Source organism: Alloalcanivorax marinus (assembly GCF_016906305.1).
GTDB classification, from domain to species: domain Bacteria; phylum Pseudomonadota; class Gammaproteobacteria; order Pseudomonadales; family Alcanivoracaceae; genus Alloalcanivorax; species Alloalcanivorax marinus.
Genome location: NZ_JADDOL010000025.1, coordinates 16,259 through 38,695 on the forward strand (window position 1 = coordinate 16,259; position 22,437 = coordinate 38,695).

Genomic DNA, 22,437 nt, shown 5'->3' on the forward strand with positions numbered 1-22,437 from the left:
GGAACGGGCTATTATGACCGGCCAGCGATGACGATAATAAAAGCGCCTGGGGGCGCGATCATGGGGATGCGTGGATGAGCGGGTTGAACAATCTGTCCGTGCGGCTGAAGATTCTGTCCGTGGCGGCGCTGGGGGTGTTCCTCTTCCTGGCTTACTTTCTCTACAGTTATTACATCGCGGAAACCAATATCCACCACCTGCAGCGAGTGGAGCAGCACGACTTTCCGGTGCTGGAACTGGTCAATGCCAACAACGTGGAGTTCCGCAGCATCAGCGCCGCCTTCGACGGCGCCATCAACCGCATCGACGGCGAGGCGCTGACCAAGGCCCGCGAGCGCTCCGACCGCTTCCTGGAACGGCTCGGCGACATCGAACGGCTGGACCCGGACCTGGGGCCCCAGGTGGACGCCTTGCGCGCCGCCTTCCTTGCCTATTTCAGCAGCGCCGACGCCCTGGCCCACGACCTGATCGAGGACCCGGTGGCGATGCTCGACGGCTTCGAGCGAATCCAGGCCCTGCGCGCCCAGCAGGCGGAATACGAAGACGCCCACAACGCCTTCGAGGCGGAGCGCTACGCCAGTTTCCGCGATACCCTCAACGCCAGCCGCGAGGACAACAAGAGCACCCAGCGCATCGGCCTGGTGCTGGGCGCCATCGCCTTTACGCTGCTGGGACTGATCGCGCTGCGTGTCACCCGCGCCATCACCCGACCCCTGGAAGACGCGGTCAGCGCCGCCGACAGCATCGCCGGAGGTAACTGGGACACCGAGATCCGCAGCGACAGCCGCGACGAGACCGGCCATCTGATCCGCGCCATCCGCAAGATGCGCGACGCCCTGAAAACACGCAGCGAGGAGCAGCAGCGTCAGGAGCGGGTCAAGAATCAGCTCGCTGAACTGAACGCGCTGATGCGCGGTGAGATGACCCTGGAGCAACTGGGTCGCAATCTGCTCGGCTATCTGGTGCCGGCGCTGAATGCCCAGGTGGGCGCGTTCTATACCTGGGACGAGGAGGGCGCCCGGCTGAGCCTGAGCAGCGCCTATGCCATGCAGCGCCGCAAGCAACTGGCCAACCACTTCGCCCTGGGTGAATCCCTGGTGGGACAGTGCGCGCTGGAAAAGAAAAGCATCGTGCTGGAGCAGGTGCCGGAGGAATACATGATCGTCGGTTCCGGCACCGGCCAGGCGGTGCCGCGCAACGTGGTGGTATTGCCGGTGCTGCACGACGACGAGCTCAAGGGGGTGCTGGAAGTGGGCGCCTTCGAGCGTTTCGACGACCAGGCGCTGACCTTTCTGGAGCAGGGCGCGGCGGTGATCGCGGTGGCCTTGCACAGCGCCCAGAGCCGGCTGCGGCTGGCGGCCATGCTTGACCGCACCCGTGAGCAGGCCCGCGCCCTGGAAGAACAGAAAGAGGAAATGGCCCGGGTCAATCAGGACCTGGAAGAGCAGGCCATGGAGCTGTCCGCCTCGGAATCTCGGCTTCAACAGCAGCAGGAAGAGCTGCGCGCCATCAACGAGGAACTGGAATCCCAGACCCAGGCCCTGCGCGCTTCGGAAGAATCCCTGCAGGCCCAGCAGGAAGAACTACGCGTCACCAACGAGGAGCTGGAGGCCCAGGCCAAGCTGCTCGGCGAGCAGAAAACGGAGATGGCGGACAAGAACCAGGAGCTGGAGCTGCTGCATCGGGAGCTGGAAGACAAACTCAAGGAACTGGAGCTGTCGTCGCGCTACAAGTCCGAGTTCCTGTCCACCATGTCCCACGAGCTGCGCACGCCACTTAACTCGATCCTGATCCTGTCCAATGCCCTGGGCCAGAACAAGAAGGGCAACCTGGACGAGAAGCAGGTGGAACATGCCCAGGTGATCCATTCCGCCGGCGCCGACCTGCTGTCGCTGATCAACGACATCCTCGACATTTCCAAGATCGAGGAGGGCAAGATGGACGTGGTGGTGGACCCCATCGCGCCCGGCGAACTGGGGGACCATTTCCGTCGTCACTTCTCCCACGTGGCGGAAAACCGCGGCGTCGCCTTCCACATCGCCCTGGGCGACGACCTGCCGGCGCATTTCTACACCGACCGCCAGCGTCTGGAGCAGATTCTCAAGAATCTGCTGTCCAACGCCCTCAAGTTCACCGAGGACGGCAGCGTCACCCTGGGCGTGCATCGTCCGGGTCCGGAGGAGCGCGTGCCCGGCCGGCTGGACCGGGCGACCACCCTGAAATTCTCGGTCACCGACACCGGCGTGGGCATTCCCGAGGACAAACAGAAGCTGATTTTCGAGGCGTTCCAGCAGGCCGACGGCACCACCAGCCGCAAGTACGGCGGCACCGGCCTGGGCCTGACCATCTCCCGGGAACTGGCCCGCCTGCTGGGCGGCGAAATCGGCCTGCAAAGCGACGGGCCGGGGCAGGGCGCCACCTTCACCCTGTACCTGCCGGAGGGCACCGCGGAGCAGGCGGACACCGGGCCGGTGCCGTCGGACGCCATGGACGTGGGCGCCAATGCCGAGGCGCACACCGCGCCCACCCTGCCGTTCGCCGAGCAGGACGAGGATTACGTGGTGCGCGAGAAAACCGTGCTGGTGGTGGAGGACGACCGGGAGTTCGCCCATGTGCTGGTGGACCTGGCCGCGGATTATGGCCTGGAGAGCCACGTCTGCCACGATGGCGAAAGCGCCCTGGAGTTCGCCCGCCGCTACCGGCCCAGCGCCATTATTCTGGACATCGGCCTGCCCGGCATCGACGGCTGGGCGGTGATGGAAAAGCTCAAGGCGGACCCGCGTACCCAGGACATCCCGGTGCATTTTCTGTCCGGCAAGGACGAGCGCAAGAAAGCCCTGGAGCTGGGCGCCATCGATTTTCTCGCCAAGCCGGTGAACCAGGAGCAGATCCTCAAGGCGTTCGCCAAGATCGAATCCGCCATCGAAACCAATGTGCGGCGCCTGCTGGTGGTGGAGGACAGCGAGATCCAGCACCGCAGCATCCGCGAACTGTTTGACCAGAAAGGCGTGCAGATCACCGCGGTGACCAGCGGCGCCGAGGCGCTGGCGGCGCTCGGCGACACCGTCTACGACTGCATGATCCTGGACCTGACCCTGCCGGACATGAGCGGCTTCGAACTGTTGGAAAAGCTGCACGCCGACGACCAGTACGAGGCGGTGCCGGTGGTGATCTACACCGGCAAGGACCTGACCCGGGAAGAGGAGGCGCGGCTGCGCAAGTACGCCGACCGCATCATTCTCAAGACCGAGCGCTCCCACGAGCGGCTGCTCAACGAGGCGTCCCTGTTCCTGCACTGGCTGGAGTCCACCCTGCCGTCCCACCGGCGCGGCGGGCCGGGCATGATCGAGCACCGGGACGACATCTTCGAAGGCAAGAAGCTGCTGCTGGTGGACGACGACATGCGCAACATTTATGCCCTGTCCGCCCAGCTGGAAGAGCTCGGCTTCGAGATCAGCATCGCCAATAACGGCCGCGAGGCGCTGGACGCCCTGGAAGAGAGCCCGGACTACGACATCGTGCTGATGGACATCATGATGCCGGAGATGGACGGCTACGAGGCCATGGGGCGGATTCGCCAGCAGCCGCGCTTCGCCGGCCTGCCGATCCTGGCGCTGACCGCCAAGGCCATGAAGGACGACCGCGCCCAGTGCCTGGACGCCGGCGCCAATGATTACTGCTCCAAGCCCATCGACATGAGCAAGCTGACCTCGTTGATGCGGGTGTGGCTGCACAAATGAACGGAGACCCGGCCGTGGACGCGGATCCGCCGATCACTGACGACCAGGTGCACCTGGAGGACATCGAGATCCGCCTGTTGCTGGAGGCCATCTACCAGCTCTATGGCTACGACTTCCGCTCCTACAGCCAGGCGTCGATCCGCCGGCGGGTGATGCACCGGCTGACCCTGTCCGGTTTCGCCACGGTGCTGCAGATGACCGACCGGGTGCTGCGCGACCGCGCCTTCTTCGTCACCCTGCTCAACGATCTCACCATCAACGTCACCGAGATGTACCGCGATCCGGAATTCTACAAGGCGTTTCGCGAGGAAGTGGTGCCGGTGCTCAAGACCTTTCCGTTCATCAAGATCTGGCACGCCGGCTGCGCCACCGGCGAGGAAATCTATTCCATGGCGATCCTGCTGGAGGAAGAGGGCCTCTACGACCGCGCCATGCTGTACGCCACCGACATCGACAAGAACGTGCTGGCGGCGGCCCGCAAGGGCATCTATCCGATTCACGCCTTCAAGCAGTACGCCGACAACTATCGCCGTGCCGGCGGTCGCCGTTCGCTCAGTGATTACGCCACCGCCCGCTACGACAGCGTGATCATGGAACAGCGGCTGAAACGCAATATCGTGTTCGCCGATCACGACCTGGCCACCGACCAGGTGTTCGGCGAAATGCATGTGATACTCTGCCGCAACGTGCTGATTTACTTCGACCGGTCGCTGCAACAACGGGTATTCCGCCTGTTCGGCGACAGCCTGGACCTGGGCGGCTTCCTGTGTCTGGGCACCAAGGAGAGCCTGCGTTTCAGCGGCGACGAGGAGGCCTTCGAGGTGGTCAACAAACCGATGCGGATTTTCCGCAAGCGACAACCGCGTCATAACGCCTGAGTTCGAGACAAACCATGATCGAGCAGAAACTGTTGTTGGTCGACGATCAACCCGCCAATCTGGTCTCGCTGGAAGCCATCCTGGAAGAGGAAGGGCGCACCCTGCTGAAGGCCGAGTCCGGGCAGGACGCGCTGAAGATTCTGCTCAAGGAAGACATCGCCCTGGTGTTGCTGGACGTGCAGATGCCCGGCATGGACGGGTTCGAGGTGGCCGAGCTGATGCGTCAGCGCAAGGATACCCAGACCATCCCGATCATCTTCGTCACCGCCATCAGCAAGGAAAAAAAGTACGTGTTCAAGGGCTATCAGGCCGGGGCGGTGGATTATCTGTTCAAGCCGCTGGATCCGCTGATCCTCAAGAGCAAGGTGAACTTTTTCCTGCAACTGGATCGCCAGCGCCGGGAGCTGCAGGCCAAGCTGAAGGAGGCCCAGGCCCACCGCGCCGCCTACGAGGCGGAGAAGCGCAATCGCGGCGGGCAGGGATGACCGCGCGCCGGGCAGGGTGGCGGTGAGCACCCATGGGGTCGATCAAGGCGGTGGTGATGGGCGCCTCCTGGGGCGGGCTGAATGCCTACTCGCGCATTCTTTCCTGCTTGCCGGAGCGTTTCCCCGCCGCCATCATGTTGGTCCAGCACCAGAACGCCAGCGCCGATAACCGACTGGCCTGGTTGCTGTCGCGCTACTGCCGCCTGCCGGTGGTGGCGCCGAACGATAAAGAAAGGATCCGGGCCGGCCACGTCTATGTGGCCCCGCCGGGCTATCACATGCTGGTCAACGCGGATGACACCATCGCCTTGACCGTTTACCGGCCGGTGCATTTTTCACGGCCGTCCATTGATGAACTGTTCTTTTCCGCCGGACATGTCTATGGCAAAAATGTTATAGGCGTGGTCCTGACCGGTGCCAATGAGGACGGCTCCGCCGGGCTCGACTACATCCGCCGGCGCGGCGGGCTCACGCTGGCCCAGTCGCCGCCGAGCAGCGAGGCGCCGGTGATGCCGGAAGCGGCCATTGCCCTGGGCGCCGTCCGGGAGGTGCTCGATCTGGAGCGGATCGGCCCCTTTCTGGCGAAAATCCGGTCGGAAGACGGGGTGCCGGAATGAGTCCGGAATCAGTGAACAGTGGGGCTGGGTTGCGCAATGAATAAGCAGAACATCCTGGTCGTCGACGACCACCGGGAGAACCTGATCGCCATGGAGGCGTTGCTGGACGGGGAGGGCCGCCAACTGATCATGGCCGGCTCCGGCAACGAGGCGCTGGCACTGGCGCTCAAGCACGATTTCGCGTTGATTCTGCTGGACGTGCAGATGCCCGAAATGGACGGTTTCGAAGTGGCGCAACTGATGCGTCAGAACCGCAAGACCCGCCACATCCCGATCATTTTCGTCACCGCCATTTCCAAGGAACAGAAGTACGTTTTCCAGGGCTATCGCAACGGCGCCGTCGACTATTTGTTCAAGCCCGTGGACGAACGGATTCTCGACGCCAAGGTCAATGTATTCCTGGAGCTGGACCGGCAACGTCGCAAGCTGCAGCAGGCGGTGGTGCAGATGAAGCGCCTCAAGGACGAGAACGAGCGCTTGCTGCACGCCCTCGGCGAAGCGGTGATCGGCGCCGACGCGGACGGCCGGGTGACCTTTTGCAACGCCTCGGCGGCGGCCCTGCTCAACGCCGACCGCGACGCCCTGCTGGGCGGCCCGGTGTCGGCCCTGCTGGGCGCCGAGGACGCCCCGGCCTGGGCCGGACCGGTACCGGCGCCTTGCGTGGAGGGGCAGCACTGGGAGGAGGACCTGGACGTGTATCCATACGGTCATGAAGAGCCGTTACCGTTGCGCGTCCATGCCAACCCGGTGCGCCGCGAGGGCGGGGCCTTCACCGGCGTGGTATTCATGCTGCGGCGCCGGGACGAGGAGGGCGCCGGCGACGGACGCCGGGAGCGTCGACGCTGGCCGCGCAAGCGCATGTTCCATGAACTGGTGGTGTTCGATCGCGGCACCGGTGGTAATGTGGGCAGGCTGATCAACCTGGGCGCCGGCGGCTTCAAGCTGTTGCTGCGTCGCGACGTGGCACCGGGGGAACAACTGGAACTGGGCATGGTATTGCCGGACCAGATCGGCGGGGTCAACACCATGAGTTTCAACGCCCGGGTGGTCTGGAGCGAGGGCCTGGACGAACCGGGCGAATACCACGCCGGCTTCCAGTTCCTGGATCTCTCCGAGGCCAATGGCGAGATCATAGAAATACTCATGGAACGGTATTGAAGGATATTGAGGGGTTATGAGCGAAGCACTGGTCGAGCACAGCGAAGCGGTGGAGGACAACGACGGCGGACCACAACTGCTGCCGTACGGGTTCGCGCGGCGCTTCGGCGTGCTGCTGAGAGAAAAGGACGGCCGCCGCGAATTGTGCTGCCGGGAGGACGTGTCCCTGCAGGCGCTGGCCGAGGTGCAGCGCTGGCTGGGCGGGCTGCCGCCCATCGTCCGTCTGGACGAGGGTGCCTTCGCCGCCGCCATGGCGCTTACCTATGAGCAGCAGCGCGGCGCCGCCGCCGAGGCCGCCGACAATCTGGAAGGGCTGGATCTGGCCAGCCTGGCGGATTCCCTGCCGGAAACCTCGGACCTGCTGGAGCAGGAAGACGATGCGCCCATCATCCGGCTGATCAACGCCCTGTTCCAGGAGGCGATCCGCGAGAACGCCTCGGACATTCACATCGAAACCTTTGAAAAGCGGCTGGTGGTGCGCATGCGCGTGGACGGCGTGCTGCGCGAGGTGCTGACCCCGAAACGGGAACTGGCGCCGCTGCTGGTGTCGCGCATCAAGGTGATGGCGCGGCTCGACATCGCCGAGAAACGGATCCCCCAGGACGGCCGCATCTCCCTGCGCCTGGGCGGGCGCGACGTGGACGTGCGGGTGTCCACCATGCCCTCCAGCAACGGCGAGCGGGTGGTGCTGCGTCTGCTGGACAAGCAGGCCGGGCGCCTGCAGGTGGCGCACCTGGGCATGGGCGAAGTGTGCGACAACCACATGCGCGAGCTGATCCACAAACCCCACGGCATCATTCTGGTCACCGGGCCCACCGGCTCCGGTAAGACCACCACCCTGTACGCCTCGCTCACCGAGCTGAACGACGCCTCGCGCAATATCCTCACCGTCGAGGACCCCATCGAATACCAGCTCGAAGGCATCGGCCAGACCCAGGTCAACGCCAAGGTGGACATGACCTTCGCCCGCGGCCTGCGCGCCATTCTGCGCCAGGACCCGGACGTGGTGATGGTGGGGGAGATCCGCGACCTGGAGACCGCCGAGATCGCCGTGCAGGCGTCGCTCACCGGTCACCTGGTGCTCTCCACCCTGCACACCAACACCGCCGTGGGCGCGGTGACCCGGTTGCAGGACATGGGCATCGAACCCTTCCTGCTGTCCAGTTCCCTGCTCGGGTCCCTGGCCCAGCGGCTGGTGCGGGTGCTGTGCGACGACTGCAAGCAGCCTTACGCGCCCAGCGACAGCGAGCGTCAGCTGCTGGGGCTGGCGCCGGATCAGCAGGTCACGCTCTATCACCCGGCCGGTTGCGAACACTGCAACCACCAGGGCTATCGGGGCCGGACCGGTATCTATGAACTGGTGGTGATCGACGACGTGATGCGCGAGTTGATTCACGAACGGGCCGGTGAGCTGCGCCTGGCCCGTCACGCCCGCACCCTGACGCCGAGCATCCGCGAGGACGGCTGGCGCAAGGTGCTGGCCGGCGATACCAGCATCGAAGAAGTGCTGCGCGTCACGAAGGAAGACTGATGCCCGCGTTCGAATATCGCTCCCTGGATCACCGGGGCAAGGTCAAACGGGGCACCCTGGAAGCGGACAGCGCCCGTCAGATTCGTCAGCAGCTGCGCGACAAGGGCTGGGTGCCCCTGGAAGTCACCGAGGCCCGGGACCGCACCGCCGGCGGCCTGTCCGCACGTTTCTCCGGCACCGGCAAGCTCAAGGGGGGCGAGCAGGCGCTGATCACCCGGCAGCTGGCGACCCTGCTGAAATCCGGTCTGCCGGTGGAGCAGGCCCTGTCGGCGGTGGCCAAGCAGGCCGGCAACGTGCGCGTGGAAAAAATCATCCTGGCGGTGCGCGGCAAGGTGCTGGAAGGCTTCAGCCTGGCCCGGGCGCTGGCCGAGTACCCGCGGGCCTTCCCGGAGATGTACCGCGCCACGGTGGCCGCCGGCGAGCAGAGCGGCCATCTGGAACAGGTGCTGGAACAGCTCGCCGACTACCTGGAAACCCGCGACGACACCGGCCGTTCGGTGAGCCAGGCGATGATCTATCCGGCCTTCATCATGGTGTTCTCGGCCCTGGTGATCGGCTTTCTGATGGCCTTCGTGGTGCCCAAGATGGTGGCGGTGTTCGCCAACCGCGACCAGGCCCTGCCGTTCATTACCGTGGCGGTGATCGCGCTCAGCGATTTCGTGCGCGCCTGGGGCTGGTTGCTGGCGCTGGCGGTGATCGGCGCCGGGGTGGCGTTCGCCCGGGCCATGCGCCAGCCCGCGTTCCGCATGCGGGTGCACCGGCGGATGGCGGCGCTGCCACTGATCGGCACCATGATGCGCGCCTCCGACAGCGCCCGGCTGGCCAGCACCCTGGGCATTCTGGGCCGCTCCGGCGTGCCCCTGGTGGACGCCCTGTTCATCGCCGCCCAGGTGGTCGGCAACCTGGCGATCCGCCAGGCGGTGGTCAACGCCGCCGCCCGGGTGCGCGAGGGCGGCAGCCTGAGCCGGGCCCTGGAAACCAGCGGCTATTTCCCGCCCATGCTGGTGCAGATGATCGCCAGCGGCGAGGCCAGCGGCGAGCTGGACAGCATGCTCACTCGTGCGGCGGATTACCAGGAACGGGAGTTGACCAGCACGGTCCAAACGCTGGTGGGCCTGCTGGGCCCCATGATGCTGCTGATGATGGCCGGCTTCGTGATTCTGATCGTGCTGGCGGTGATGCTGCCCATCATGCAGATGAACAATTTCATGGCGGGTTAGGAGACGCCCCGTCCACAAGGAAGTCTCTCCAGACAATATCAAAAGGTGAATCATGAAAACGATGCAACGGGCTCAGGGTGGTTTCACCCTGCTGGAAATCATGGTCGTGGTGGCCATCATCGGTCTGCTGGCGGCGATGATCGTTCCCAATGTGATCGGCCAGGGGGAACAGGCCAAGGTGGACATCGCCAAGACCAATATGTCGCGGATCGTCCAGCAGCTCGACATGTACAAGTTCAACAACGGCACCTACCCCACCACCGAGGAGGGCATCAGCGCCCTGGTGGAGCGGCCGGCGTCCGCCAAGAAGTGGCCGGAGGGTGGCTATCTGCCGAGCATGCCGGAAGATCCCTGGGGCAATGAGTACGTCTACATCAGCCCCGGCGTGGACGGGCCCTTCGACCTGTACTCCCTGGGCGCGGACGGCGCCGAGGGCGGTGACGGCACCGACGCCGACATCAGCTGGCGCGACAAGGGCAACTGATCGCCGCCATGGCAGTACGGCGCGGCGGCCGGCGCCAGCACGGCTTCACCCTCCTGGAAATCCTGGTGGTGGTGGGCCTGATCGCCATGCTTTCCCTGGCGGTGCTGGTGGTTCCGGTGTGGATGGACGACGAACGTCAGCTTGATGACGAGATGGCGCGGTTTGCCGATGTGCTGACCCTGCTCAACGAGCAGAGCCTGTTCGGCGGCCGCCTGATGGCGCTGCGGCTCACCGACCAGAGCTGGACCCCGCTGGTCTACGACGTGGGCGAGCGCCGGTTCGTGCCGGCCCAGGGCAACGGCCTGCAGGCACGGCGTCTGCCCGAGAGCCTGGAACTGACCTGGCAGCTGGACGACCTGCCGCGTGAGGACGAGGAGCAGCTGGGTCTGGATCAGGTGGCCGAGCGGCTGGTGTCCGACGACCCGTTCGGCGACGACCGGGGCCTGCTGTCGGACGAGCGCGAGCGCGCCGACCGGCGTGACGGCGACGAGAAAGAGGACGACGAGGACGAGGACAGCCTGCCGCAGGTGTTCTTCTTCCCGAGCGGGGAAACCACACCGATCACCTTCACCATCCGCTCCCGGGACGACATCGACCTGGAAAGCCGGCGCGCGCTCAGCGCCCTGGGCCGGGTCCGGGACCCGGAGAAAGAAGAAGAGGAAGCCCTCACCGCGCCGGACGAAAAACCGGACGACTCGCTGATCGACGAGGACTTCCTGGGGGACGACCGATGAATCTACCGCGCCGGGCCACCGCCCAGGGCGGCTTTACCCTGGTGGAAGTGATTCTGGCGGTGGCGATCCTGGCCCTGGCCATGGTGGCGCTGAGCCAGACCCTGGGCGCCAGCGCCATCGCCTACCGGTCCATCGACGACACCCGCCGGGCCTACATGGTGGCGGCGGACAAGCTGGTGGAACTGCAGGTCTACCAGGAGTGGCCCAACACCGGCACCAACGACAGCACGGTCACCGTGGGTGACCGGGAGTGGTGGGTGCGCACCACCATCAGCGCCGGGCCCTATCCGGACACCCGCCGGGTGGACATCGAGGTGGGCGAGATCATCGGCGACCAGCACCGCGACATGATGTACACCCTGGCCAGTCTGATCGGCAAACCCGCCGAGGAAGGGCAGAACTTCCCCGGTGGCGGGGGCGGCAGTGGTGGCGGTGGCGGCGGCAGCCAGGATCTGACGGAGGGATGATGAGACGCTCGACGGAGCGGGGCTTCACCCTGCTGGAAGTGCTGATCACGGTGGCCATCTTCGCGATGATCTACGTGCTGGCGGTGGAGTTTCTCAACCGCGCCCTGGCCAACCGCGACATGCTCAGCGAAGGCGCCACCGAACTGGAGGACATGCAGCGCGCGGTCACTTACCTGACCCTGGATTTCGAGCAGATGATCGCGCGCCCGGTGCGCGATCCCTACGGTGACCCGCAGCCGGCCATTTTTGGCCGCGACGACTACGTGGAATTCACCCGCCTGGGCTGGGCCAATCCCTTCCAGCTGCGCCGCCGCAGCGAAATGCAGCGCGTCATCTATGCGCTGGAGGGCGACAAGCTCTATCGCCGCTACTGGCCGGTGCTGGACACCAACGTGGCCACCGAATACCAGCAGGACGTGCTGCTCGACAAGGTGGAGCGGTTCCGGGTGCGCTACCTGGACCAGGCCCAGGACGGCCGCTGGGACTGGCTGGAGTTCTGGCCGGAGCCGGCGATGATGAACACGCCGGTGTGGACCCAGCGGCTGCCGAAGAGCGTGGAAGTGGAAATCGAACTGGAAAGCGGTGAGCGCCTGCATCGCTTCTTCCGCACCGTGGTGAACCCATGGGCCGCTTGAGCGCGCGTCGCCGCCAGCAGGGCATGGCCCTGATCATCGTGCTGATGCTGTTCGCCATTCTGGCGGCCATCACCACGGAAGTGATGTTCCGCCAGGACCGCTTCCGCACCCGCACCGAGAACCTGCTGGAGTGGGACAAGCGTTACCAGTACGCCATGGCCGCGGAGGTGGTGGCGGTGCAGGGTCTGATCGACGACCTGGACGCGGACCGCCAGGAAGGCGAGCAGCTGGACGACTGCGTGGACGAACAGTGGGCGGTGGAGCTGCCGCCCACGCCCTACGAGGACGCCATTCTCAGCGCCAGCGTCCAGGACCTGCAGGGGCGCTTCAATCTCAACTGGCTGGTCAACGCCCAGGGCACCGGGTTCGAGCGCGACGACCAGGCCCGGGACATGCTGCAAAGGCTGCTGGAGCAGACTCTGCCGGACCCGAGCAAGGCCAGCCTGCTGGCCAACCAGATGGCCGACTGGCTGGACAGCAACAACCTGGTGGACGCGGTGGAAGGCGCGGAAGACGCGGAATACCGGCTCAGTCGCACGCCCAACATGCCCGCCGCCCACGAGTCCGAGCTGCGCGCGTTGCGCGATTTCCGGGTGGCGGACCTGTTCCCGGATGCCGCCACCTGGGGCCTGTTCACGGCGCTGCCGGTGGACACCAAGCTGAATGTGAACACCGCGCCGCTGCCGGTGCTGGACGCGGTGCTGGGGCTGTACGCCGGCACCGAAGGGGCCAAGGTGGTGGAGCAGATGCGCCGGGAGGAGCCCATCGCCGATGTGGGCACCCTGATGCAGCAGGCGCCGTTCGCCGATCTGGAAGAGGCGCAGAAGCAGCAGCTCAGCGAACGCCTGGGGGTCTCCAGCGAATATTTCCAGGTGATGGTGGATGTGGAAGTGGCCGGCGATCTGAGCCGCCTGGTCAGCCGCGTACGGCGCGCCGCCAGCGGCGGCGCGGACGGCACCCGGGTCTACAGCCGGCAGGTGAAACCCCTGCTGGCGCCGCTCGAACCCGCTTGCAATCCCTTCTACAATGCGGGCGATGACAACAACAATGTGATAGACAGTATTCCAGGGACCTAAAGGATATTTATTTTGGCCGAATCAGCTTTGATCTATCTGGCCCCGGGGGCATTCAGCCAGCGCCAGGCGGACGGTCTGGACGCCGCCCCGGTGCTGCACCAGAGCGCGGCCGGGGAGACGCCGGTGCGCACCACCCTGGGCGACGCCCTGCGCGCGCAGGACGGCGCCGCCGCGCAGCTGGTGATCACCAGCGCCGAGGCGCTGCTCACCGAGGTGGCGCTGTCGCGCAAGCAGGCCCGCCATCTGCAGCGGGTGCTGCCTTATCTGCTCGAGGAACAGCTGCTGGAGGCGCCGGAAAGCCTGTGGTTCGCCACCGGCAAGGCGGAGCAGGGGCGCTATCCGGTGGCGGTGATCAACCGGCACCATCTGGACGCGCTGCTGGCGCTGTGCCATGAGGCCGGCGTGCGGCCCCTGGGGCTGAAGGTGGACGTGGATCTGCTGGCCCCGGAAACCCCAGTGCTGATCAGCGTGCCGGACTGGGGCGCGGTGATTCTGGAACGGGACCAGGCACTGGTGGCCGACGGCGCCCAGCGCGACGCCCTGATGGCCCTGCATCAGGACGAGGAGCAGCCCTTTACCCGCCTGGAAGACGACCTCACGCTTTGCGACCGGCTGCGCGCCGGTCTCGCCGCCGAGCGCGGCGTGGAAATCCTGCAGGGCGCCTACGCCCCCCGCCAGACCCGCCGCGCCGGCCCGTCTCCCTGGGATCCCTGGAAACCGGTGCTGGGCCTGGCCGCGGCGGTGTTCCTGATTGCCCTGGCGGCCACCTGGGCCCAGCAGTGGCGCTATCAGCAGGCCGCCGACCGGGCCTTCGCCGATGCCGCCAAACTGTACCAGTCCCTGTTCCCCGGCGACCGCGCCACCTCCGGCCTGCGGCGCCAGTTCGAGGCGCGTCTGGCGCGCCTGGGCAGCGCCGGGGAGGGCGGCGGCAGCAGTCTGTTCGCGGTGCTGCCGGCGGTGGCCACCACCCTGTCCGGCAGCGAAGTGGAACCCAAGCGCATACAGTTCGACCAGCGTGACGGCAGCCTGCTGCTGGACCTGGGCGCCAAGGAATACAACCAGGTGGAAAAACTGCAGACCGCCCTTCAGGAAAAGGGCGTGCGCGCCACCATCGCCAACTACCGCAACGGCGCCAGCGGCGTCACCGCGCGGGTCAAGGTGGAGCAGGCGGGATGAAACAAAAGCTCAACGATACCCGGGCGCAACTGAACAAGCGGCTGGCCCCGGCCATCACCTGGTACCAGGAGCGGGAACCCCGCGAGCAGCGCATTCTGCAGCTGTTGGCGGTGCTGTTCGCCGTGGCGGTGATCTACTGGTTGATCTGGCAGCCCAGCTGGAACGCCCGCCAGGACGCCCGCCAGCGCTACCTGTCCAACCAGCAGACCCTGGCCTGGATCCAGGCCAACGCGGACGCGGTGCGCGCCGCCCGTGGCGGCGGCCGCAATACCGCCCAGCTGGGCAGCAACTGGGTCAGCGAGGTGAGCCGCTCGGCGCAGAACTACGGGCTCACCCTGCGCGGTTTCACCCCCAACGGCACCGACTCGGTGCGCGTGCAGCTGGAAAACCAGGAAGCCAGCGCTCTGCTGCTGTGGCTGCAGTCCCTGGAAGAGCAGGGGCTGACCCTGGCGACGTTGGAAATGAGCGCCGGCGACAAATCCGGCACCGCCTCCCTGCGGGCCACGCTGACCCGTTGAACAAGGCGACTCGCTGAATGAAGCCGGCTCTGTCCCTGACCCTGTGGGTGGGCTATGGCCTGGCCAGCCTGATCCTGGCCCTGGGACTGACCTGGGGCCTCTACGCGCAAGCGGATTACGGCTATCCGTTCTGGTACGAGCAACTGGAAATCGGCGCCCACATCGACCAGTACGGACCGCTCAACCGCCACCACCGGCGGGACTTCGAGCGGCTCGACGCCGCCACCCACCAAACCCTGTTCCACCGCATCCGGGTGGCCGTCCACGACGGCGGCCGGGGTCTGGAAACGCTGTCCTACCCGGACCGCGCCGGCCGTGCCATTCCGCTGCTGCGCCCGGCGGAGGTGGTGCACCTGCGCGATGTGGCGCACCTGATCGATGGCGGCCGGGTGCTGGTGTGGGTGGCCGCGCTGCTGTGGCTGCCGCTGGCCTGGCTGGCGGTGCGCCGCCCGCCGCCGGGTGCGCGGGCCTGGGCACTGGTCACTGTGACCCCCGTGCTGGCTGTGATAGGTTGGCTGCTGGTGGCCGGCCCCACCGCGGTGTTCTACCAATTCCATATCTGGCTGTTTCCCGCCGACCATGAATGGTTTTTCTACTGGCAGGATTCGCTGATGAGCACCCTGATGAAGGCGCCGGCGCTGTTCGGCGGCATTGCCGTGGTCCTGGTGGGGGGGACCCTGGTACTGGCGCCGCTGCTGTACGGGGGCGGGCTGTGGTTGGCCCGGCGGGTTCGCGAACGACATCGATAAGTTTTCCATTCCATGAGCATCGAAACACTGCCCGCCGACGAGCACGGCGGCGAGAACGTGCAACGCTGGGCGGCGCGCGGCTTGCCGGTGCCGCCCGGCTGGCGCATCCACCGCGCGGACGTGGCGGGGCTCGGGCACGAGGCGCTGATCCGCCGCCTGGGCGCCTTGCCCGGGCTGTTCGCCGGCGACCGCTACTGGGTGCTGCACCAGGGCACCATGAACGAAAGCTCCCAGCGCGAAAGCCTCCTCAATCTGGACTCCGACGACGCCCTGGCGGCGGCCCTGGGGGCGCTGTTCCGCCGTGAGCCGGCGCCGGCCCAGGTGGTGGTGCAGGCGCTGCCGCGCCAGCGCGCCGCCGGCGTGCTGTTTACCCGTCACCCGCTGCGCCAGGACCTCTCCCATATGGTGGTGGAAGGGGTGGTGGATGGCGGCGCCGAACGCCAGCGCCTGATCTTCGACGACGCCGGGCGGCTGGTGTATCACAGCGACAGCGAGCGCGAGGCCCTGGAACAGGTGGTCGGCGGCGAGCGCCTGCTGGCCCTGGGCGAGCAGCTGCGCACCCTGTTCGACCGGCCCCAGGCCGGTGAGTGGGTGTTCGATGGCGACACCCTGTGGTTGTTGCAGACCCTGCCGGTGGGGTCGTTGCCGGTGCCCCGGGAGGTGTGGGTCCGCCGCGCCGCTCCGGCGCTGTTCAACCAGGCGGTGACGCCGCTCTGGTACACCCTGGCCGGCCGCTGGCTGAAGACCCGCTTCTGGACGCCGCTGGCGGCCCGGCGGGGCTGGACGGATCTGGCCCGGGTGGAGCCCTATCGCCGCCAGCACAGCCACCTTTATCGCAATGGGGAATTCTTTCGCCGCCTGCTGCCGGACCACCCCGGCGCGGTGGACAAGGTACCTCCGGCCTGGCAGCCGCCGGCCACCGGCAACGACCCGCCGGCGTCACCGCCCGGGCGGTGGCGGCGGGCGCGGATGGGCCTGGAGCTGGCGTGGCTGGCCCGTCAGCTGGGCCGTTGGCGCGATCCGGCCACCGACCGGGAACGGCTGTGGCGGGGCTTGATGTCGCTGGATCGGCTGGGGGAGCGGCTGGCGCGGCTGGACGGCGAGCTGTCGTACCTGATCCTGCCCGATCTGCTGGCCGGTCGGCGCCGGCCTCTGCCGTTGGCGGCCTTGCTGGACGACGGCGAGGCGGACGCCCTGCGCGCCGTACTGGCCGGCGACCAGGCCGCCCTGGACGCCAGTCCTCTGCGACCCGGCGCCGACCCGGTGCACGCGCCACTGCGGGAAAAGCCCGCCCAATGGGGCAGTTTGCGGCCGGCCCGGCGCACGCTGGACCTGGCCGAGCCGGCCTTGCCGGCGACCCTGGAGCGCTGGCTGGTGCCGTGGCGGCGGGCCCGCCGCCTGCGGTTCGAACTGGGTGAACGGCTGCGCCGGCTGCTGCGGGCGGTGGCCGCGGTGCGGGTCAATGAGGGTCTGCTGGCCCACCCGGACGACGTGTTCTTTCTCTACTTCGACGAGCTGTGGGCGCTGTGGATGGAGCGGCGGTTGCCAGCGTCCGCCGCCGGCGAGGTGCTCGGCCAGCGCAAGCTCCGCTACCTGGAAGACGCCCACGCCGGCGCGCCGGACTGGAAGATGGACCGCATCGGTTTCGGCTTCGGCGGCGGGGGCCGGCCCAGCCCGGTGCTGCGCGGCAGCGGCCTTTGCCCCGGCCGGGTCGAGGGGCCGCTGCGCCGCCTTTGCAGCGCCTGGGGCCTGAACCGTCTGCAGCCCGGTGACATCATCGTGGTGGATCAGGTGGACCCGAGCTGGGTGCCCTGGCTGGCCCAGGCCGGCGGCCTGGTGATCGCCGGCCGCGACCCCTGCAACGCCGCCGCCGCCCTGGCCGTGGCCGCCGGCATTCCGGCGGTGTGGGGCGTCAGTGACGTCATGCACAGCGTCGTCGATGGGCAAGAGGCGGAGCTGGACGGGGAGGGCGAGTTGAAAGTTAAAAGTTAAAAGTTAAAACGCGGGTGAGGCCATGGGGGCGGGTAAGCCGTGCCCGCGTGGGCGGCAAGCTACAAGCGTCAAGCTTCAAGCGGGGCCCATGGACACTGCGGCCCCCTTTCAACTTTTAACTTTAAACTTTCAACTGGTTTTTATTCGTCCACATACCCCAACAAATGCGGCACCATTTTCTCGATGTCTTTGCGTGCCATGCCTTTGCGGGCGGCGTAGTCGTCCATCTGGTCGCGGGCCAGTTTGCCGGTGCCGAAGTAGCGCGCCTCCGGGTGGGCGAAGTACCAGCCGGACACCGCCGCCGCCGGGAACATGGCGTAGGATTCGGTGAGCGTCATGCCGGCGTTCTTCTCCGGTTCCAGCAGTTCCCACAGCAGCGCCTTCTCGGTGTGGTCCGGGCAGGCCGGGTAGCCGGGGGCCGGGCGGATGCCCCGGTATTTTTCCGAGATCATTTCCTCGTTGCTGAGCGTTTCGCCCACGTCGTAGCCCCAGAATTCCTTGCGCACCCGCTCGTGCATGCGCTCGGCGAAGGCCTCGGCGAGGCGGTCGGCCAGGGCCTTGAGCATGATCGAGCTGTAATCGTCGTGATCCGCTTCGAAGCGTTTCACGTGCTCGTCGATGCCGATGCCCGCGGTCACCGCGAAACCGCCCAGCCAGTCCTGCTTGCCGCTGTCCTTCGGGGCGATGAAATCGCTGAGGGCGTAGTTGGGCTTGTCGTTTTTCTTGCGGTCCAGCTGCTGACGCAGATGATGCAGGGTCATGAACGGTTCCGCGTCGCCGGGCTGGCGATACAGCAGAATGTCGTCCATGTCCGACTGCGCCGGCCAGAAGCCGATCACGGCGCGGGCGGTGAGCCACTTTTCCGCCACGATCTTATCCAGCATGGCGCGGGCGTCCGCGTACAGCTTGGTGGCTTCCTCGCCGACCACTTCGTCGTCGAGAATGCGCGGGAACTTGCCGGCCAGTTCCCAGGAACGGAAGAACGGGGTCCAGTCGATGCGCGCCACCAGGTCGTCCAGCGGATAATCGTCGAACACCTTGAGGCCTTTCACCTTGGGTTCCGGCGGGGTGTAGTCGCTCCAGTCCGGCTGGAAGCGGTTGGCGCGGGCGTCGTCGATGCTCACCAGGGAGCGGTCCACCTGTTGCTGCTTGCGGCGCTCGCGCAGGTCCTCGTAGGTGCTCTTGATCTCGGCCACGTAGTCGGTGCGCTGGGTGTCCGACAGCAGCCGTGACACCACGCCCACGGCCCGGGAAGCGTCCGCCACATGGACCACCGGGTTGTGGTATTCCGGGTCGATCTTCACGGCGGTATGGATGCGGCTGGTGGTGGCGCCGCCGATCATCAGGGGCTGTTCCATGCCCAGGCGTTCCATCTCCGCCGCCACGTGCACCATTTCGTCCAGGGACGGGGTGATCAGGCCGGACAGCCCGATGATGTCCACCTTTTCCTTTTTGGCGGTGTCCAGGATCTGCTCGCAGGGCACCATCACGCCCAGATCGATGACCTCGTAGCCGTTGCACTGCAGCACCACACCGACGATGTTCTTGCCGATGTCGTGCACATCGCCCTTCACGGTGGCCATCAGAATGCGCCCGTTGGACTCGTCCTGGGTGCCCAGTTCTTCCTTTTCCTTCTCCATGAACGGCAGCAGGTAGGCCACCGCCTTTTTCATCACGCGGGCGGACTTGACCACCTGGGGCAGAAACATCTTGCCCTCGCCGAACAGGTCGCCGACCACGTTCATGCCGTCCATCAGCGGGCCTTCGATCACGTGCAGCGGGCGTTCCGCGTTCTGGCGGGCCAGCTCGGTGTCTTCTTCCACGTGCTCGGTGATGCCCTTGACCAGGGCATGCTCCAGGCGTTTCTCCACCGGCCAGGAGCGCCATTCCTGGTCTTCCTTCTTGACCTCCTTGTCGCCGCTGTCGCGGTACTGCTCGGCCAGATCCAGCAGCCGTTCGGTGCCGTCCTCGCGGCGGTTGAGTACCACGTCCTCCACCGCGTCGCGCAGCGCCTCGGGGATGTCCGCGTAGATCGCCAGCTGTGACGGGTTGACGATGCCCATGTCCATGCCGGCCTTGATGGCGTGGTACAGGAACACGGCGTGGATCGCCTCGCGCACCGGGTTGTTGCCCCGGAACGAGAAGCTCACGTTGGAGACGCCGCCGGAAATCAGCGCGTGGGGCAGGGTGCGCTTGATGTCGGCCACCGCCTCGATGAAATCCACCGCGTAGTTGTTGTGTTCCTCGATGCCGGTGGCGATGGCGAAGATGTTGGGGTCGAAGATGATGTCTTCCGGCGGGAAGCCCACCTCCTCGGTCAGCAGCTTGTAGGCGCGGGTGCAGATGCGCACCTTCTCGGCGCGGCTCTCCGCCTGACCGTTCTCGTCGAAGGCCATCACCACGGCGGCGGCGCCGTAGCGGCGGATCAGCCGGGCCTGATCAAGAAATTGCGCTTCGCCTTCCTTGAGCGAGATGGAATTCACCACGCCCTTGCCCTGGATGCACTTCAGGCCGGCCTCGATCACCTCCCACTTGGAGGAGTCGATCATGATCGGCACCTTGGAAATCTCCGGCTCGGAGGCCACCAGATTCAGGAACCGCACCATGCAGTCCTTGGACTCCAACATGCCTTCGTCCATGTTGATGTCGATGATCTGGGCGCCGTTCTCCACCTGATCCCGGGCCACGTCCAGGGCGGTGTCGTAGTCCTCTTCCTTGATCAGCCGCAGAAAGCGCTTGGAGCCGGTGACGTTGGTGCGCTCGCCCACATTGACGAACAGCGAGTCGGCGGCGATGTTGCACGGCTCCAGGCCGGACAGCCGACACTGCACCTCGATGTCCGGCAGCGTGCGCGGGGCGCAATCGGCCACCGCCTCGGCCATGGCGGCGATGTGCTCCGGCGTGGTGCCGCAACAGCCGCCGATGATGTTGAGAAAGCCTTTCTGCGCCCAGCCGCGAATCTCCCGGGCCATGGTGGCCGCGTCCAGATCGTACTCGCCCATCTCGTTGGGCAGCCCGGCGTTGGGGTGGGCGGACACGGCGAACTCGCTGATCCGCGACAGCTCCTCCACGTAGGGCCGCAGCTCCATGGGGCCGAGGGCGCAGTTCAGGCCGATGGACAGGGGCCGGGCGTGACGCAGGGAATTGTAGAAGGCTTCCGTGGTCTGGCCGGTCAGGGTACGGCCGGAGGCGTCGGTGATGGTGCCGGAGATCATCACCGGCAGATCCAGACCGTTCTCGTAGGCGTACTGATCCACGGCGAACACCGCCGCCTTGGCGTTCAGCGTATCGAAGATGGTCTCGATCAGAATCAGATCCGCGCCGCCTTCCACCAGGGCATGGGTGGCCTGCCGGTAGGCCGCCACCAGCTGATCGAAATTCACCGCCCGGTAGCCCGGGTCATTCACGTCCGGGCTGATGCTCGCGGTGCGGTTGGTGGGGCCGAGCACCCCGGCCACGAAACGCGGCCGCTCCGCCGTGGCCACCGCGTCGGCGGCGCGCCGGGCCACCCGGGCGGCGGCCAGGTTGATGTCATGGACCAGCTCCTGCATGTCGTAGTCCGCCATGGCGATGGACGTACTGTTGAAGGAATTGGTCTCGATGATGTCGGCACCGGCGTGCAGATAATCCAGATGCAACTGCTCGATCATCGCCGGCTGGGTGACGCTGAGCAGATCGTTGTTGCCTTTCAGATCGCAGTGCCAGTCCGCGTATTCGCTGCCCCGGTATTGCGCCTCGCTGAGCTTGAGTCGCTGGATCATGGTCCCCATGCCGCCGTCCAGGATCGCGATGCGATCACGGAGCAGGGCGTTGAGGGCGTCGCGGCGTCGAGGGGCGGTCATGAAAGGCTCCTGAGATATCGTAAGGCGCGCAGTATACTCGCAGCGGGCCCGGTTCCCCAAAGCCAGCGGGCGGCGGTTGGGGCAGGGCACGGATTTTCGCCGCCGGAGAATGTAAAATCCTGCCGTGCGGGTACAGGCGCGCGGCGCCTTTACGCATAATTGCCCCGCATGCCATCACGCTATGGCGTTTTCGCGGGTAGAGAATACTGGAGGAGTAATGCGCAAACATTGGTTGGCCCTGGCGGCCTGTGGCGCGGCCCTGGGGCCGGTGCTGTCGTACGCCCAGGAGGCGGAAAACGCGGATCAGGAGACCGCCGAGGAACGGGCCTGGGACATCGAGGTGGAAGCCTCCTACCTGCTCAAAAGCGGCAACAGCGACTCCGAATCCATCGTGGGCAAGGCCAACGCCACCCATGAGGGCATCAACTGGCGCCAGACCGCCAAGGCGGAAAGCGTGAACACCGTGGGCGAGAACGACGACGGCGAGCAGGAACGCACCGCCGAGCGCTACTACGCCTCCTACAAGCTGGACCGCAAGCTGGCGGACAACAACTACCTGTTTAACGTCCTCACCTACGACAAGGACACCTTCTCCGGCTACCAGTACCAGGCCAGCTACGCGCTCGGTCTGGGTCGCCGTTTCATCGACACCCCGGCGCACACCCTGGACCTGGAAGCCGGTCCCGGTTATCGCGTGGAGTGCCTGGAGCCGGAAACCGGCTACGCGGATTGTGACGACAAGGAAGAAAGCCTGATCGGCCGTTTCGCGGGCAGCTACAAATGGAAGATCAGCGACACCGCATCCTTTCGGCAGAATCTGAGCACCGAGGTGGGCGACGAGAACACCACGCTGCGCTCGGAGACGTCCCTGACCTCCCGCATCAACGACCATTTCGCCCTGCGGCTCACTCACCTGATCACCCGCGACTCGGAAGTCCCGGCCGGCACCCACAAAACCGACCAGGAAACCACCGCCTCCGTGGTCTACACCTTCTAAGCAGGCGGGGCCTTTTCGCGGCTAAAGCCGCTCCTACCGCTCCATCCACGGTTGGATGGAGCCGTGGCGCCGAGGCTCACTGTTGAGCGACTCAGGGCGCGACGCCCTTCCGGGACCCTTGAGAACAGGACGTTCGAA

At 66.3% G+C, this 22,437-nt stretch carries 18 protein-coding genes; 17 read left to right on the top strand and 1 reads right to left on the bottom strand.

Annotated features, from left to right (window positions below):
- Positions 1–74: 74 nt before the first annotated feature.
- Genes IM760_RS16455 through IM760_RS16530 form a run of 16 tightly spaced genes read left to right on the top strand, consistent with a single transcriptional unit; the run spans position 75 to position 17,460 of the window.
- Positions 75–3,740, top strand: a complete 3,666-nt coding sequence (locus IM760_RS16455; RefSeq protein WP_204431340.1) for a hybrid sensor histidine kinase/response regulator — start codon at positions 75–77, stop codon at positions 3,738–3,740.
- Entirely contained in the window at positions 3,737–4,618 is an 882-nt protein-coding gene (locus IM760_RS16460; RefSeq protein WP_204431341.1) for a CheR family methyltransferase, read from the top strand. Before IM760_RS16455 ends, IM760_RS16460 begins: the two co-directional genes overlap by 4 nt.
- A 14-nt stretch (positions 4,619–4,632) precedes the next feature.
- Complete coding sequence (locus tag IM760_RS16465) at positions 4,633–5,103, top strand: response regulator (RefSeq protein ID WP_204431342.1); 471 nt, start codon at positions 4,633–4,635, stop codon at positions 5,101–5,103.
- Positions 5,104–5,135: 32 nt separating this feature from the next.
- Entirely contained in the window at positions 5,136–5,720 is a 585-nt protein-coding gene (locus IM760_RS16470; RefSeq protein WP_239549936.1) for a chemotaxis protein CheB, read from the top strand.
- 36 nt (positions 5,721–5,756) lie between these two features.
- Positions 5,757–6,878 (top strand): response regulator, encoded by a 1,122-nt coding sequence (locus tag IM760_RS16475; RefSeq protein WP_204431343.1) that lies wholly within the window; start codon positions 5,757–5,759, stop codon positions 6,876–6,878.
- A 16-nt stretch (positions 6,879–6,894) separates the two neighbouring features.
- Entirely contained in the window at positions 6,895–8,409 is a 1,515-nt protein-coding gene (gspE, locus tag IM760_RS16480) for a type II secretion system ATPase GspE (RefSeq protein WP_204431344.1), read from the top strand.
- Entirely contained in the window at positions 8,409–9,629 is a 1,221-nt protein-coding gene (gene gspF, locus IM760_RS16485; protein ID WP_204431345.1) for a type II secretion system inner membrane protein GspF, read from the top strand. The genes gspE and gspF overlap by 1 nt, the downstream gene beginning before the upstream one ends.
- Before the next feature lie 52 nt (positions 9,630–9,681).
- Positions 9,682–10,113 (top strand): type II secretion system major pseudopilin GspG, encoded by a 432-nt coding sequence (gspG, locus tag IM760_RS16490; protein WP_204431346.1) that lies wholly within the window; start codon positions 9,682–9,684, stop codon positions 10,111–10,113.
- Between the two features lie 8 nt (positions 10,114–10,121).
- Entirely contained in the window at positions 10,122–10,847 is a 726-nt protein-coding gene (locus IM760_RS16495) for a type II secretion system protein (protein WP_204431347.1), read from the top strand.
- Positions 10,844–11,314, top strand: coding sequence for a type II secretion system minor pseudopilin GspI (gene gspI / locus IM760_RS16500; protein WP_204431348.1), 471 nt, complete (start codon positions 10,844–10,846; stop codon positions 11,312–11,314). Before IM760_RS16495 ends, gspI begins: the two co-directional genes overlap by 4 nt.
- Positions 11,314–11,949 (top strand): type II secretion system minor pseudopilin GspJ, encoded by a 636-nt coding sequence (gene gspJ, locus IM760_RS16505; RefSeq protein WP_204431349.1) that lies wholly within the window; start codon positions 11,314–11,316, stop codon positions 11,947–11,949. Before gspI ends, gspJ begins: the two co-directional genes overlap by 1 nt.
- Positions 11,937–13,025, top strand: a complete 1,089-nt coding sequence (gspK, locus tag IM760_RS16510; RefSeq protein ID WP_204431350.1) for a type II secretion system minor pseudopilin GspK — start codon at positions 11,937–11,939, stop codon at positions 13,023–13,025. Before gspJ ends, gspK begins: the two co-directional genes overlap by 13 nt.
- A 12-nt stretch (positions 13,026–13,037) precedes the next feature.
- A complete protein-coding gene (gspL, locus tag IM760_RS16515; RefSeq protein ID WP_204431351.1) occupies positions 13,038–14,201 on the top strand; it encodes a type II secretion system protein GspL in 1,164 nt (387 codons plus the stop codon).
- Complete coding sequence (gene gspM / locus IM760_RS16520; RefSeq protein ID WP_204431352.1) at positions 14,198–14,719, top strand: type II secretion system protein GspM; 522 nt, start codon at positions 14,198–14,200, stop codon at positions 14,717–14,719. The genes gspL and gspM overlap by 4 nt, the downstream gene beginning before the upstream one ends.
- A gap of 17 nt (positions 14,720–14,736) precedes the next feature.
- Positions 14,737–15,468: a lipoprotein intramolecular transacylase Lit gene (locus IM760_RS16525; RefSeq protein WP_204431353.1), complete on the top strand. Its 732-nt coding sequence runs from the start codon at positions 14,737–14,739 to the stop codon at positions 15,466–15,468.
- A gap of 12 nt (positions 15,469–15,480) precedes the next feature.
- Positions 15,481–17,460 carry a PEP-utilizing enzyme gene (locus tag IM760_RS16530; protein WP_204431354.1) on the top strand — a complete coding sequence of 660 codons (1,980 nt, stop codon included), beginning with the start codon at positions 15,481–15,483 and terminating at the stop codon, positions 17,458–17,460.
- A 140-nt stretch (positions 17,461–17,600) separates the two neighbouring features.
- Here the strand turns inward: IM760_RS16530 and metH are convergent, their stop codons facing one another.
- On the bottom strand, positions 17,601–21,302 hold the full coding sequence (gene metH, locus IM760_RS16535; RefSeq protein WP_204431355.1) for a methionine synthase: 3,702 nt from the start codon (positions 21,300–21,302) through the stop codon (positions 17,601–17,603).
- Between the two features lie 217 nt (positions 21,303–21,519).
- Here metH and IM760_RS16540 point away from each other — a divergent pair, with 217 nt between their 5' ends.
- Entirely contained in the window at positions 21,520–22,299 is a 780-nt protein-coding gene (locus IM760_RS16540; RefSeq protein WP_204431356.1) for a DUF481 domain-containing protein, read from the top strand.
- The last annotated feature ends 138 nt before the right edge of the window (positions 22,300–22,437 follow it).

Bases quoted from the DNA above. Each gene is read 5' to 3' on its own strand.
- IM760_RS16455 (WP_204431340.1), top strand. From the start codon at position 75: ATGAGCGGGTTGAACAATCTGTCCGTGCGGCTGAAGATTCTGTCCGTG.
- IM760_RS16460 (WP_204431341.1), top strand. From the start codon at position 3,737: ATGAACGGAGACCCGGCCGTGGACGCGGATCCGCCGATCACTGACGAC.
- IM760_RS16465 (WP_204431342.1), top strand. From the start codon at position 4,633: ATGATCGAGCAGAAACTGTTGTTGGTCGACGATCAACCCGCCAATCTG.
- IM760_RS16470 (WP_239549936.1), top strand. From the start codon at position 5,136: ATGGGGTCGATCAAGGCGGTGGTGATGGGCGCCTCCTGGGGCGGGCTG.
- IM760_RS16475 (WP_204431343.1), top strand. From the start codon at position 5,757: ATGAATAAGCAGAACATCCTGGTCGTCGACGACCACCGGGAGAACCTG.
- gspE (WP_204431344.1), top strand. From the start codon at position 6,895: ATGAGCGAAGCACTGGTCGAGCACAGCGAAGCGGTGGAGGACAACGAC.
- gspF (WP_204431345.1), top strand. From the start codon at position 8,409: ATGCCCGCGTTCGAATATCGCTCCCTGGATCACCGGGGCAAGGTCAAA.
- gspG (WP_204431346.1), top strand. From the start codon at position 9,682: ATGAAAACGATGCAACGGGCTCAGGGTGGTTTCACCCTGCTGGAAATC.
- IM760_RS16495 (WP_204431347.1), top strand. From the start codon at position 10,122: ATGGCAGTACGGCGCGGCGGCCGGCGCCAGCACGGCTTCACCCTCCTG.
- gspI (WP_204431348.1), top strand. From the start codon at position 10,844: ATGAATCTACCGCGCCGGGCCACCGCCCAGGGCGGCTTTACCCTGGTG.
- gspJ (WP_204431349.1), top strand. From the start codon at position 11,314: ATGAGACGCTCGACGGAGCGGGGCTTCACCCTGCTGGAAGTGCTGATC.
- gspK (WP_204431350.1), top strand. From the start codon at position 11,937: ATGGGCCGCTTGAGCGCGCGTCGCCGCCAGCAGGGCATGGCCCTGATC.
- gspM (WP_204431352.1), top strand. From the start codon at position 14,198: ATGAAACAAAAGCTCAACGATACCCGGGCGCAACTGAACAAGCGGCTG.
- IM760_RS16525 (WP_204431353.1), top strand. From the start codon at position 14,737: ATGAAGCCGGCTCTGTCCCTGACCCTGTGGGTGGGCTATGGCCTGGCC.
- IM760_RS16530 (WP_204431354.1), top strand. From the start codon at position 15,481: ATGAGCATCGAAACACTGCCCGCCGACGAGCACGGCGGCGAGAACGTG.
- metH (WP_204431355.1), bottom strand. From the start codon at position 21,302: ATGACCGCCCCTCGACGCCGCGACGCCCTCAACGCCCTGCTCCGTGAT.
- IM760_RS16540 (WP_204431356.1), top strand. From the start codon at position 21,520: ATGCGCAAACATTGGTTGGCCCTGGCGGCCTGTGGCGCGGCCCTGGGG.